Origin of the sequence: Agromyces humi (assembly GCF_009720255.1) — a bacterium.
GTDB lineage: Bacteria > Actinomycetota > Actinomycetes > Actinomycetales > Microbacteriaceae > Agromyces > Agromyces humi.
In genome coordinates, this window is record NZ_WJSP02000076.1 from 1 (window position 1) to 12,742 (window position 12,742).

At 69.4% G+C, this 12,742-nt stretch carries 10 protein-coding genes; 4 read left to right on the forward strand and 6 right to left on the reverse strand.

The window, feature by feature from the left end:
- Positions 1 to 47 precede the first annotated feature (47 nt).
- A complete protein-coding gene (locus GH736_RS08920) occupies positions 48 to 3,554 on the forward strand; it encodes a phage tail protein (protein ID WP_203230695.1) in 3,507 nt (1,168 codons plus the stop codon).
- Between the two features lie 233 nt (positions 3,555 to 3,787).
- Here GH736_RS08920 and GH736_RS08925 read toward each other — a convergent pair whose 3' ends face one another.
- Positions 3,788 to 4,948 carry an ABC transporter permease gene (locus GH736_RS08925; protein WP_159602252.1) on the reverse strand — a complete coding sequence of 387 codons (1,161 nt, stop codon included), beginning with the start codon at positions 4,946 to 4,948 and terminating at the stop codon, positions 3,788 to 3,790.
- Positions 4,945 to 5,829 (reverse strand): ABC transporter ATP-binding protein, encoded by an 885-nt coding sequence (locus tag GH736_RS08930; RefSeq protein ID WP_159602254.1) that lies wholly within the window; start codon positions 5,827 to 5,829, stop codon positions 4,945 to 4,947. Before GH736_RS08930 ends, GH736_RS08925 begins: the two co-directional genes overlap by 4 nt.
- Positions 5,830 to 5,991: 162 nt before the next feature.
- On the opposite strand from GH736_RS08930, the gene GH736_RS24500 reads away from it, so the two are divergent.
- Entirely contained in the window at positions 5,992 to 8,148 is a 2,157-nt protein-coding gene (locus GH736_RS24500) for a M1 family metallopeptidase (RefSeq protein ID WP_203230696.1), read from the forward strand.
- A gap of 226 nt (positions 8,149 to 8,374) precedes the next feature.
- The gene (locus tag GH736_RS08945; protein ID WP_159602266.1) at positions 8,375 to 9,739 is read left to right on the forward strand and encodes an MFS transporter; all 1,365 of its coding nucleotides are present in this window, start codon (positions 8,375 to 8,377) and stop codon (positions 9,737 to 9,739) included.
- On the opposite strand, the gene GH736_RS08950 is transcribed toward GH736_RS08945, so the two are convergent.
- From GH736_RS08950 to GH736_RS08960, 3 genes are read right to left on the reverse strand one after another with little or no spacing between them, the layout of a single operon-like run.
- Positions 9,724 to 10,284 carry a dihydrofolate reductase family protein gene (locus tag GH736_RS08950; RefSeq protein ID WP_159602256.1) on the reverse strand — a complete coding sequence of 187 codons (561 nt, stop codon included), beginning with the start codon at positions 10,282 to 10,284 and terminating at the stop codon, positions 9,724 to 9,726. The genes GH736_RS08945 and GH736_RS08950 overlap by 16 nt on opposite strands.
- Positions 10,284 to 10,793, reverse strand: a complete 510-nt coding sequence (locus GH736_RS08955) for an SRPBCC family protein (protein WP_159602258.1) — start codon at positions 10,791 to 10,793, stop codon at positions 10,284 to 10,286. The genes GH736_RS08950 and GH736_RS08955 overlap by 1 nt, the downstream gene beginning before the upstream one ends.
- Positions 10,786 to 11,127 carry an ArsR/SmtB family transcription factor gene (locus GH736_RS08960; protein WP_159602260.1) on the reverse strand — a complete coding sequence of 114 codons (342 nt, stop codon included), beginning with the start codon at positions 11,125 to 11,127 and terminating at the stop codon, positions 10,786 to 10,788. The genes GH736_RS08955 and GH736_RS08960 overlap by 8 nt, the downstream gene beginning before the upstream one ends.
- A 283-nt stretch (positions 11,128 to 11,410) precedes the next feature.
- On the opposite strand from GH736_RS08960, the gene GH736_RS08965 reads away from it, so the two are divergent.
- Positions 11,411 to 11,776 carry a cupin domain-containing protein gene (locus tag GH736_RS08965; protein ID WP_159602262.1) on the forward strand — a complete coding sequence of 122 codons (366 nt, stop codon included), beginning with the start codon at positions 11,411 to 11,413 and terminating at the stop codon, positions 11,774 to 11,776.
- A 109-nt stretch (positions 11,777 to 11,885) separates the two neighbouring features.
- Here GH736_RS08965 and GH736_RS08970 read toward each other — a convergent pair whose 3' ends face one another.
- Positions 11,886 to 12,641, reverse strand: a complete 756-nt coding sequence (locus GH736_RS08970; RefSeq protein ID WP_235933912.1) for a response regulator — start codon at positions 12,639 to 12,641, stop codon at positions 11,886 to 11,888.
- Positions 12,642 to 12,742 lie beyond the last annotated feature (101 nt).

The following is a 12,742-nucleotide window of genomic DNA, read 5'->3' on the forward strand; positions in this document are numbered from 1 at the left end:
CTGCCGCGCCGAAGCTTCCGACTTCCGGCGGAGGAACGGCGGCGCCGATGGCGGCCTCCGCACCGCTCGGCCGGGACAAGCTCCTGCTGCCACCGGTGCCGCCGCCCGGAGTGAAGCCCGCCCAGGACCCCGCGTTCGCGCAGGTGAAAGGCGGGGTGAAGGGCTTCGCCGCTGCCAAGCGCGCGCATCCGCCCGCTGCATCGAAGGCGAAGGAGGCGCAGGATGCCGCGCTCGCGCCCGCCGATGACCTCGCGGGACAGGCGAAGGCCGCCAAGGCCGACACGATGGACGCACAGCAGCCCGGCTCGTTCGACAAGCAGGCCTTCATCGCCGCGGTGAAGACCGCGATCGAGGCGAAGTCGCCGAAGACGCTCACGGAAGCCGACGAGTACGCGGAGTCGGGCAAGGCCGGCGAGGTGAAGGGCGAAGTCAAGGGCCTCGTGACCAAGGGCGAGGAAGGCTCGGCGCACGACATCGAGGCGGCCACCGAGGCGGCACCCGACACGTCGAAGGCGGTGGCGAAGCCGGTCACGCCGATGGCGCAGGAGAGCCCCGGGCAGGCCGTGCCGATCCCGGCGACCGGGGCCGTGCCCAAGCCCGCCCCCGCCGAGCAGGTCAACCTCGAGGCCGGCAAGCACGAGGTCGACCAGGAGATGACCGACGCCAAGGTCACCGACGAGCAGCTGGCGAAGTCGGGCGAGCCCGAGTTCCAGGGCGCCCTCGCCGAGAAGCAGGCCGCCGCCGCCCACGCCGACGCGGCGCCCGCCGAGTATCGCGCCCAGGAGCAGGCGACCATCGCGCAGGGGAAGACGCAGGCGGGTTCGGTCACGGCAGCGGGCGTGCAGGGCATGCAGGGAGCGAAGGGTGCTGCCCTCGCCAAGCTCGTCGCGGCGAAGGGCGCCACGAAATCGAAGGACGAGCAGCGTCGCGCCGAGGTGACGACGAAGGTCCAGTCCATCTTCACCGCGACCGAGACCGACGTGAAGAAGATCCTCGAGAGCATCGACCCGAAGGTCGAGACCGAGTTCGAGACGGGCGAGGCTCGAGCGAAGGCGTCCTTCGAGTCGTATGTCGCGGCCAAGATGTCGGCCTACAAGAAGGACCGGTACAGCGGATGGCTCGGCGGGCTGCGCTGGGCCAAGGACAAGCTCGTCGGCATGCCCGACAAGGTCAACGAGTTCTACGAGGCCGGGCGCGAGCTCTACCTGAAGCAGATGGACGGCGTGATCTCGCGCGTCGCCGACATCGTCGGCTCCAACCTCACGGCGGCCAAGCAGCGCATCGCCACCGGTCGCGCCGAGATCGCGACCTACGTGAAGTCGCTCCCGCAGGACCTGCAGAAGGTCGGCTCGGAGGCCGCGCAGGACATCGGCGACAAGTTCGAGGCGCTCGAGAGCGAGGTGAAGGACAAGGAGAACGAGGTCGTCGAGACGCTCGCCTCGAAGTACGTCGAGGCGCGCAAGGGCCTCGACGAGCGGATCGAGGCGCTGCAGGCCGAGAACAAGGGCCTCGTGGACAAGGCGATCGGCGCGATCAAGGGCGTCATCAACACCATCCGCGAGTTGGCCGCGATGCTCGGCAACGTGCTGGCCAGGGCCGCGAGCGTGATCGGCGACATCATCGGCGACCCGGTCGGATTCCTCGGCAACCTCATCAGCGGCATCAAGGGCGGCATCGACAAGTTCTTCTCGAAGATCACCACGCACCTGAAGAAGGGGTTGGTGGGCTGGCTCTTCGGGCAGCTCGGCGACGCCGGCATCGAGATCCCCGACACGTTCGACCTGAAGGGGGTCGTGAAGCTGCTCGCGTCGGTGTTCGGACTCACGTGGGCCAACATCCGGGGCCGGATCGTGCGACAGATCGGCGAGACCGCCATGGCGGCCGTCGAGAAGGGCGTGGAGATCTTCCAGGTCATCAAGGAGCAGGGAATCGCCGGCCTCTGGGACAAGCTCGTCGAGAAGATCGGCGACATCAAGGAGATGATCCTCACCCAGCTCGAGGACTTCGTCATCACGAGGATCATCACCGCCGGCATCACCTGGCTCATCAGCCTGCTCAACCCCGCCGCCGCCTTCATCAAGGCCTGCAAGCTCATCTACGACGTCGTCATGTTCTTCGTGAACAACGCCGCCCGAATCGCGCAGTTCGTGAACACCGTCATCGACGGGGTCGTCGACATCGCGAAGGGCAACGTGTCGGCGGTCGTCGACAAGGTCGAGAACGCGCTCGGCCAGATGGTGCCGATCCTCATCGGGTTCATCGCGAGCGTGCTCGGCATCGGCGGCATCGGCGAGAAGATCCGCTCGATCATCCAGGCGCTGCAGCGGCCGGTGAACAAGGCGCTCGACTTCGTGATCAAGACGGGGCTGAAGCTCGCCGGGCCGGTCATCCGCGCAGCCAAGGGCATCAGCGCGAAGGTGAAGGCCAAGGTCGCGGCGGGCAAGGCCTGGGTGAAGGGCAAGGCCGAGGCGGGGAAGGCCGCGCTCTCCAAGTTCTTCAAGAAGACCTTCTCGATGAAGGGTGCGGGCCACACGCTGACAGTCCGGGCGGGAGCCACTCGAGTAGTGGAAATGGCGTCCACGTCACCAGGTCCCCTGACCGGCATCATCGTGAGAGTCCTCTCGGATGTTGCGAAGCGAAGGGAGGCGGTGACGGCCTCTCGTCGGCGCGTCACTGAGATCGTCGCAAAGGGCAAGAAGGCCTTGAAGAGCGAACGCGACCTCTTGGATCGGCTGAATCGCTATCTGACGGACTCCGATGAGATGGTTGGTGACCTCCGGAAGATCGACTCACTCCGTGCACAGGTGGAGGCACTCGGCCCCGCTGCACCTGAGGCCGAGGTCGACCGGCTCGTCATGCGCTTGTCGAAGCGTCTCGAGATCTTCGGGATGCGTTACGACCTCCAGGATCTCGGGCCGCTGACTGTTCCGCAGGCGAAGGACGTGGGAGCCGGAGGCTCATACAAGGAGTTCAAGAAGGGTCGTCTGCCGACCTTCGGAACGCTCGAGGCAGAGCACATCTTGCCCGGGTCGATTCTGGGGCTGCTCATTCGCGGTTGGGATCCTGACACCGTCGTCTATGACAGAGAAGGCAGCGATTCGACCTACGCCCGCGACTTCACCTTGCTCGTGCCCAAGCGAATAGCGGACATCAAGACCGACATCGGCTCTCTACGCAACCCCTCGGACCAGAACGAAATCCGAACGTTGAAGAGCACGCTTGACCGAGCTTCCCAGATCTGGCAGAAGCTCGACGCCGGCGAGAAGCTCACGAAGCACGAGCGGGAGACCCTCGCCGGAATGGGCGGACTGTTCAATCGAGTGCTGGCCCGGAGGATCGAGGTGACGATACATGCCCGTGATCAATACATCAGCGAATTGAGACGTGGCGACCGTCACGGTCTTCCGGACACGCAAACACTCGCCCAGGCCATCCGGGAGATTCAGACGCGTCTCTCCGACGAGAAGATCAACCAAGTCATGCTGCAACAGCTCGGGAACGCCTGGCCCCTCGCACAGGGTGCCATTCTGCAGGCCTTAGCCGAAACACCTTGAGGACATCCCGGTGCGTAAACCGCGATCGCCCCGGGCGGATCGACCGCAAGTGGGCGAAGTTGGCGGTGGGTGGCGCGAGAGACAGCCAAGATCGCCCACTCGCGGCATCCGCTCGCGCCGAGAGGTCGCGATTGGTGGGTTGCAGCGGCGGCACACCCGCAGATTGCGACCTCTCGGCGAGGGACAGCGCAGCCGCGGCATCCGGATGCACTCCCGATGGCACCCCGAGCCGGCTACCCCTGCAGCGCCTCGGCGAGCTTCACGCGCGGACCCGTGCGAAGCAGCGAGTTGCGGTAGATGCGCTCGCCGATCCACACCGCGAGCGCCGCGGTCGCGAGGAGGATCGCCAGCGACACGAAGGGCTCCCACCACTGCGCGTCGCCGAGGAACACCCGCATCGGCATGCCCACGGGCGCGGAGAACGGCACGTAGCTCATGATCGTGAGCACCGTCGGGTCGTCGTTGAAGAAGACGACGAGGAAGTACGGGATCATCACGAGCATCGTCACGGGCGTCGTGACGGAGCCGATGTCCTCCGCGCGCGACACCATCGCGGCGGTCGCGGCGAACAGGGCGGCGAGCATCACGAAGCCGACGGCGAAGAACACGACGAACCAGACCACCGACCCGCCGAGGCCGCCGAGCAGCACCCGCTGCCCGGTGACGATGAGCCCGAGGATCGCGAGCACCGCGATGGCGAGGATCTGCGCCATCGCCATGACGCTGTTGCCGATGACCTTGCCGGTGAGCAGCGCCCGCGCCGACACCGTCGACAGCAGGATCTCGACGATCCGCGTCTGCTTCTCCTCGACGACCGACTGCGCGATCGTCGAGCCGAACGTGATCGCCGACATGAAGAACACGAGGCCGAAGCCGAAGGCCACCAGGTAGGCCAGCGTCGGGTCGGTGGCGGCCGGTTCGAGCAGCTCGACGGTCGGTTCCACCGACAGTGCCGAGACGACCGAGTCGGGCGGCGAGTCCAGCCCGTACACGGTGATGCCCAGGGGTTCGGATGCCGCGGGCGCCACGATCGCGTCGACGTCGCCGGCTCGCAGCATCCGCTCGGCCTCGTCCTGGTCGGATGCCGCGACCGGCTCGAGCGCCGGGTTGTCGTCGACGACCGCGGATGCGCCCGCCACGACGGCCACCTTGGTGGTCGTCTCCTGGGCGCCGAAGATGCTCCCGAGCACGACCGACGCGAGCACGGCGAGCATGAGCACCGCGGTCGACCACAGGAACGCCTTGCTGCGCAGCCGCATGGTGATCTCGCGGCCGGCGATCAGTCCGACTCCGTCGAGGAAGCGGGGCGCGTGGCGCTCGCCGGGCGCGTTCGTCGTCTGCGTAGGGTCCGCCTGGGTGGGGTTCGCCTGCGTGGGGCTCGCCTGGGTGCTCATCGCACGACCTCCTTGAAGATCTGGGCGAGCGTCGTGTGCTCGCGGGTGAACGAGACGACCTCGCCGCGGGCCACGGCCTCGCTGAGCACCGCCTGCCGCGCGGCATCCGACTCGGCCTCGAAGACGGCCCACCCGCCGTCGAACGCGTCGACGCGGATGCCGGGCGCCTGCCGTAGCCAGCCCGCGTCGCCCGACATCAGCAGCTCCCACCGCTCGGTGCCGTGCTCGGCGCGCAGCTCGTCGCCGGTGCCGGCGGCGCGGATGCGTCCGTCGGCGATGATCACGAGGTCGTCGCAGAGGCGCTCCACGATGTCGAGCTGGTGCGACGAGAACAGCACGGGCGCACCGGATGCCGCGGCATCCGACAGCACCGACTGCACCGTCTCGACGGCCATCGGGTCGAGGCCCGAGAACGGCTCGTCGAGCACGAGCACCTCTGGCCGGTGCACGAGCGCCGCCGCGATCTGCGCGCGCTGCTGGTTGCCGAGCGAGAGGCTCTCGATCGTGTCGTTCGTGCGCTCGCCGAGGCCGAGGCGGTCGAGCAGCTCGAGCGCGTTGCGGCGGGCGGCGGCCGGCGTCCAGCCGTGCAGCCGGGCGAGGTAGACGGTCTGCTCGAGCACCCGCATCTTCGGATAGAGCCCGCGCTCCTCGGGCATGTAGCCGAACCGGCGGCGGTCGGCCTCGGTGACGTGACGTCCGTCGAGGGTCACCGTGCCGCGGTCGGCCGCGAGCACGCCGAGGATGATGCGCATGGTCGTGGTCTTGCCGGCGCCGTTGCCGCCGACGAATCCGGTGAGGCGGCCGTCGCCGACGGTGAAGGCGACCGCGTCGAGGGCGAGGCGCTCGCCGTAGCGCTTGGTGACGTCGTGGAGTTCGAGCATGGGCCAACCGTACGGATGCCGCGTGGCGTGCGGCATCCGTCGTGCGACGGGTCTTCAGCGGGTGGCCGACGGACGGATCCGCCGTGCGGCGGACCCTTGACGCGCCCGCGGAGGAGGGCCAGCATGGGCCCCGAGCACGTCCGCCTGAGGGTTGGAGGACCCGTGGACCGTCGCAGCGCAGCACACCAGAACCGCCCGAGCCTCGGGCGCCGTCGATGGAGGACCGCCGCCGCGATCCTGCTCGGGGCCGCCCTCGCGACCGCCACGCCGATGGCCGCGGTCGCCGCGAAGCCCGCGCCGTCGCCTGGTGCGCCCGGTGCGGGCGACGAGTACTTTCCGCTGTCGGGCAATGGCGGCTACGACGTGCGGCACTACGGCCTCGACCTCGACTACGAGCCGGCCACCGACACGCTCCAGGGCCTCGCGGTGATCACGGCCAAGGCGACGCAGGCGCTGAGCGCCTTCAACCTCGACCTGGCCGGGCTCGACATCGGGTCGGTGACGGTGAACGGCCGCACGGCTGCCTGGAGTCGCGCCGGCGACGAACTCACGATCACGCCGAAGTCGTCGCTGCCCGCCGGCGCCACGTTCATCACGACGGTCCGCTATTCGGGCGTTCCCCAGCCGATCGACGACGTGCTCGGAGGCGTGTCCGGGTTCCTGCACACCGATGACGGCGCCCTCGTCGCCGGGCAGCCGTTCGTCGCGTCGACCTGGTTCCCGGTGAACGACCACCCCATCGACAAGGCGCTCTACACGGTGCGCATCACGGTACCGAAGGGGCTGGAAGCCGTGTCGAACGGCCGGCTCCTCTGGCACCGCGATACCGGCGACTCGTCGATCTGGCTCTGGAACACGGATGAGCCGATGGCGAGCTACCTCGCCACCGCCACGATCGGCGAGTTCGACCTCGACGCGTACCGTGCCGACGGCATCCGCTACTGGGACGCGATCGACCCCGACCTCATGGCGCCCACGGTGGTGGCGCGCACCGGCTCGCAGTTCGCGTACTCGGGCCAGGCCGACGACTCCTACAAGCGCCTCCAACGCACCGTGACGGTGCCCGCAGCGGGCGGCGAGCTCTCGTTCTCGGTCGACCGTGACGTCGAGGACGGCTGGGACTTCGCATTCGTCGAGGTCGCACCCTCGGGCACCGACGACTGGACCACCCTCGCCGACACGGGCGGCATCCTGCAGGCCGACGCCGGCAATGCCGCATGCGCCGACCTCCTGGCGCAGCATCCGTTCCTCGGGCACTACCTGTCCGAAGCAGACGGCGGCCCGTGCCTGCCGAGCGGGACGACGGGCGACTGGTGGGCGGCCACCGGCGCCAGCGACGGCTGGGAGCAGTGGGCCTTCGACCTCTCGGCGTACGCCGGGACCGACGTCGACGTGTCGATCACCTATGTCAGCGACTACCTCTTCCAGCTCGACGGGGTCGCGATCGACGACGTCGTCGTGCCCGGCGGAGCGGGGTCGACGTCGTTCGAGGACGACGGCGACGCCTTCGACGGATGGACCGTGCCGGGCGCGCCGGCCGGGAGCCCGGGCAACGCCGACGACTGGACCGTCACGTCCGACGGCCCGCCGCCGCTCGGCGCCAAGGCGGCGGCCTCGCTCGCCCGGCAGCCCGAGATCGTCGGGTTCCTCGAGGGCTACTTCGGCGACTACCCGTTCGACGAGGCCGGTGGAATCGTCGACGACCTCGCGAACCTCGGCTTCGCGCTCGAGAACCAGACGCGTCCGATCTACGCGAAGGAGTTCTTCGCCGATCCCGCGCAGGGCGACGCCGTCGTGGTGCACGAGCTCGCCCACCAGTGGTTCGGCGACAGCGTCGCACTCGAGCGGTGGAAGGACATCTGGCTGAACGAGGGCTTCGCCACGTACGCCGAGTGGCTGTGGAGCGAGTACGAGGGCGGCGCGGTGCCGCAGGACTACTTCGACTTCTACCTCGCCGAGATCCCCGAGGACGACCCGTTCTGGACGCTCCCGATCGGGGACCCCGGGCCCGACGACCTGTTCGACCAGGCGGTCTACCTGCGCGGTGCGATGACGCTGCATGCGCTGCGGATGGCGATCGGCGACGACGTGTTCTTCGAGCTGCTCCCCGCCTGGCACGCGCAGCAGCAGAACGGCAACGCCGACACGGCGGAGTTCATCGCGCTCGCCGAGGAGCTCTCGGGCCAGGAGCTCGACGCGCTGTTCGAGACGTGGCTCTACACCGGCGAACGGCCGGCTGAGGCGCTGTCGAACCTCCGGTCGTTCGATGCGGGGCCGACCCCGAAGCTGACGATCCCGCCGTCCGTGCACGGGAACTGACCCGGAAGAGAGGCGACGCGACGACGTCCGGCGGGGGGTTCCGGATGTCGGAGGCGTTGGTTACCCTCATCGGGTGACCAGGGGGCTGGAGGGATCGGAGGGTGCGGGCGCGCCCAGGTCGACCCCCGCCGAGGGGCCATCCGAGGAGCAGAGCAGCCCCGCGGCGGGGCAGGGGGCGTTGCCGTCATCCGCGACCGAGGGTGGCGTCGTGCCACCGCCGGGCGGCATGCGCACGTTCGTGCAGGTGCTCGTCAACACGGCGATCGCGAACGTCACGACGAGCTTCCTCTGGTTCGCGCTGACGTTCTGGGTGTACCTCGAGACGAGGTCGGTGCTCGCCACGGGCATCATCGGCGGCGCGTACATGCTGCTCATCGCGTTCTTCGCGATGCTGTTCGGCTCCATCGTCGACCGCCATCGCAAGATCCGGGTGATGGTCTTCTCGAGCCTCCTGACGCTGGGCTCGTTCGTGGTCGCGGGGGTGCTCTACCTGCTGCAGCCCGAGTCCGCGCTGCTCGATCTCGGCGGCCCGTGGTTCTGGGCGTTCTCGGGCATCATCCTCTTCGGATCCGTCGTCGAGCACATGCGCAACATCGCACTGTCCACGACGGTCACGCTCCTCGTGCCCGAGGAGCGGCACGCCAACGCGAACGGCCTGGTCGGAACGGTCCAGGGCCTGGCGTTCATCGTGACGAGCGTGTTCAGCGGGCTCGCGATCGGACTGCTCGGCATGGGGTGGACCCTGGTGATCGCGATCACGCTCACCCTCGTGGCGCTCGTGCATCTGCTCTTCCTGCGCGTGCCAGAGGAGCAGCCGGTGCCGGCTGAGGGCGAGCGGGCGTCGACGATCGACTTCAAGGGCAGCGTGGCGGCGGTGCGGCGTGCGCCGGGGCTGTTCGCGCTCATCATCTTCTCGACCCTGAACAACCTCATCGGCGGCGTGTACATGGCGCTCATGGACCCGTACGGCCTCACCATCTTCTCGGTCGAGGTCTGGGGCATCGTGCTCGGCGTCACCGCCACCGGCTTCATCATCGGCGGGCTCGTGGTCGCGAAGTTCGGGCTCGGCAAGAACCCGATCCGCACGATGCTGCTGGTGGTGATCGGCATGGGCCTGCTCGGCGCCCTGTTCACGATCCGCGAGTCATGGGTGCTCTACGGCCTCGGTATCTGGGCCTACATGTGCCTCATCCCGGTGGTGGAGGCGTCAGAGCAGACCGTGATCCAGAAGGTCGTGCCGTTCCAGCGCCAGGGCCGGGTCTTCGGCCTCGCGGCGGCGATCGAGTCGGCGGCGGCTCCCGTCACGGCGTTCCTCATCGCGCCGATCGCGCAGTTCTGGATCATCCCCTACATGGAGTCCTCGGCCGGCCAGGCGACGTGGGGGTGGCTACTCGGCGACGGCGACGCCCGTGGCATCGCGCTCGTGTTCCTGTTCTCGGGGCTCATCATGGTGGTGCTCGCGCTGCTCGCCTTCACGACCCGGTCGTACCGCCTGCTGTCGGTGGAGTACCAGCGCGCGCCGGCGTCGGAGGCGACCGAGGCCACCCCCGACGACGCGGACGCGAGCGACCCGGTTCAGCGCACGCGGTAGGAGAGCCCGAGGTGCCCGCTCGGGTGCGTGGCCACGTGGTCGAGCTCGAGCCGGCGCTCGCCCAGGTCGGCGGGCGTGAACGACCGTCCCTCGCCGATCAGCACCGGCACGACGCGAAGGCGCAGGTCGTCGACGAGCCCGCCCGCGAACAGCGCGTCGGCGAGCATGAAGCTGCCCCAGACGACGATGCCGTCGTAGCGCTCCTTGAGCCGGGCGGCAGCTTCGGCGGCGTCGCCGCGGAGGACCTCGATCGATCCCTCGCCCCAGGGGGCCGACTCCAGCGTGTTCGACACGACGAACTTCGGCAGGCGGTTGATCGGCTCGGCGACCACCTCGACCTCGGGGTCGGCGGCGGGCCAGTACTCGGCGAACATCCGGTAGGTGTTCGCGCCGAGCAGGATCGCGTCGATGCCGTCGAGGAAGGCGAGCTGGTCTTCGTCGTTGGGGTTGCCGCCGCGAGCGCTCTCGATGAAGCCGAGACCGCCGTCGGCGTCCGCCCCGTACCCGTCGACGCTCACGATCTGCTCGACGGTGAGCCGGCCCATCAGGCGGCCCCGCCCGTCGCGGCCCCGCCCGTCGCGTCTCCGCCTTCGCCGGCCAGGTGCTCGTCGAGCAGGTCGAACGCGGAGTCCCACCCGTCGTACACGTTCTCGTCGCCGGGTGCCCCGTCGATGCCGCGCACGTGGAACGTCATGAGCGTCTGCTCCCCGCGCTCGCCGTGCTCGGCGAGGTCGATCGTGATGAGCGGCGCGATGTCGTCGGGGTCGTCGGGGTCGGCCCACGTGAACACGAGCCGCGAGGGCGGCGTGATCTCGCGGTAGGTGCCGCCCGTCGGATACTCGCTGCCGTCGGGGGCGACCATCGTGTACGCGTACCGTCCGCCCGCGCGCGGATCGAGCTCGACCGACTCGCGCGGGGTGGTGAGCCCGCGCGGGTGCCACCACGTGGCGGCCTCGTCGGGGTCGGTCCACATGCGCCAGACGGTCTCGCGGGGCGCGTCGAAGACGCGGGTGATGGTGAACTGCTTCGTGCTGGTGGCGGTCTGCTCAGGCATCCGTCTGTCCCTTCAGCTCGCGGAGTCGCTCGTCGAGGAGGTCGAAGCGCTCGTTCCACTCGTCGCGGTGCCGGTCGACCCAGGCGGATGCCTCGTCGAGGGGCTCGGTGCGGAGGGTGCAGCGGCGCCATTGCGCATCGGCGGTGCGTTCGATGAGACCGGCGCGCTCGAGCACCTTGAGGTGCTGCGAGATCGCGGGGCGGCTCATCGCGAACGGCTCGGCCAATTCCCCGACCGTCGTCGGCCCGCCACGGAGGCGCGAGATGATCGCGCGTCGCGTCGGATCGGCGAGGGCCTGGAACACGAGGCTCAGCTCGTCCGTTGCACCCCTCATGTAAGCAACTCCTTATTTAATAAACTGCTTAACCATACGTCGCAGCGGATGCCGCGTCAACAGCTTCTTCGCGTTTCCATGCGTTCGCCCGCCGCCGACCCCTTCCCGCGGATGCCCGGCCGCCCCGCCGACCTTCCCGCGGATGCCCGGCCGCCCCGCCGCGCCGAAATGCAGGAAGTTTCGCCCGACTCGCGGTTCGGCAGAACATGGACTCGCGTACCGAGCCCGGAAGTTCCTCCATTTCGGCAGCCTGCGCGAGCCCGGATCGGGGAGGATCGGGGATATGGCACCTCAGGTACGCAACGTGCAGGCCGCCCTGGACTCGTTCTCGGAGCCGTGGCAGCCCCGACGGCTCGTCAGCGTGAACGACTACGACGTGAAGGTGGTGAAGCTGCTCGGTGAGTTCACCTGGCACAGCCACCCCGAGACCGACGAGCTGTTCATGGTGATCTCGGGCGAGCTCGTCATCCAGTTGCGCGACGGCGACGTCGCGCTCGGCCCGGGGGACGTCTACGTGGTGCCGCGGGGCGTCGAGCACTGCCCGCGCGCCGACGGGGAGGTCTCGGCGATCCTCATCGAGCCGCAGGGCACCGTGAACACGGGCGACACCCCGAGCGAGCGCACGGCGCAGCTGCGCGACCTGGACTGAGTGCGCCCGGCCGGACGACGGACCATCGAGAGGACGCGAACGCAGGGTATGGCCCCGGGCAAGCCAGCCCCCGCGTCCAGTCGTTCCGCGCGCGTCAGGATGCGCGGCATCAGGACGCCGGGCGCACGACCCCGTGCTCGTAGGCGAACACGACGGCGTGCACGCGGTCACGCAGGCCCAGCTTCATGAGCACCTTCGAGACGTGCGTCTTCACCGTCGCCTCGCCGACCCACATGCGCTGTGCGATCTCGGCGTTCGAGATGCCCAGGGCGAGCAGCTCGAGCACCTCGCGCTCCCGCTCGGTGAGCGTCGCGAGTGCGGCCGGTGCCAGGCGTGCCGAACGATTCGAATCCGGGCGGATGCCGGTCGGACTGGACGCGTCCGTCGTCGGCGTGGTCGACGCCGCCGCCGCCGGACGAGCCGGTTCGACCCGTCGGCCGCCGGATGCCGCCACCGCCTCGATCACGCGCCGCGTGACATCCGGGGACAACAGCGCGTCGCCGCGGGCGACCACCTGCACCGCCTCGATGAGCTGCTCGGGGCTGGAGTTCTTCAGCAGGAATCCGCTGGCACCGGCCTCGAGCGCCGCGAACAGGTAGTCCTCGCGGTTGAACGTCGTGAGCACGAGCACGGCAGCAGCGGATGCCGCATCCGCCGTGATGCGCCGGGTGGCCTCGAGCCCGTCCATGCCGGGCATCTGCACGTCCATGCACACGACGTCGGGCGACAGCTCGGCGACGGCCGCCACCGCCGCGGCCCCGTCGGCGGCCTCGCCGACGACCTCGATGCCGTCCTCCGAGTCGAGGATCGTGCGGAAGCCGCCGCGCACGAGGGCCTGGTCGTCGACGACGAGCACTCGGATCACGATCGCACCTCCTCGCGTCGGAGCGGGAAGGAGGCCCGCACGAGGTAGCCGCCGCGCGCCCGGGGGCCGAGCTCGAGGCTGCCGCCGACCGCGGCGACGCG

Bases quoted from the DNA above. Each gene is read 5' to 3' on its own strand.
- GH736_RS08920 (WP_203230695.1), top strand. From the start codon at position 48: ATGGCGGCCTCCGCACCGCTCGGCCGGGACAAGCTCCTGCTGCCACCG.
- GH736_RS08925 (WP_159602252.1), bottom strand. From the start codon at position 4,948: ATGAGCACCCAGGCGAGCCCCACGCAGGCGAACCCCACCCAGGCGGAC.
- GH736_RS08930 (WP_159602254.1), bottom strand. From the start codon at position 5,829: ATGCTCGAACTCCACGACGTCACCAAGCGCTACGGCGAGCGCCTCGCC.
- GH736_RS08945 (WP_159602266.1), top strand. From the start codon at position 8,375: ATGCGCACGTTCGTGCAGGTGCTCGTCAACACGGCGATCGCGAACGTC.
- GH736_RS08950 (WP_159602256.1), bottom strand. From the start codon at position 10,284: ATGGGCCGGCTCACCGTCGAGCAGATCGTGAGCGTCGACGGGTACGGG.
- GH736_RS08955 (WP_159602258.1), bottom strand. From the start codon at position 10,793: ATGCCTGAGCAGACCGCCACCAGCACGAAGCAGTTCACCATCACCCGC.
- GH736_RS08960 (WP_159602260.1), bottom strand. From the start codon at position 11,127: ATGAGGGGTGCAACGGACGAGCTGAGCCTCGTGTTCCAGGCCCTCGCC.
- GH736_RS08965 (WP_159602262.1), top strand. From the start codon at position 11,411: ATGGCACCTCAGGTACGCAACGTGCAGGCCGCCCTGGACTCGTTCTCG.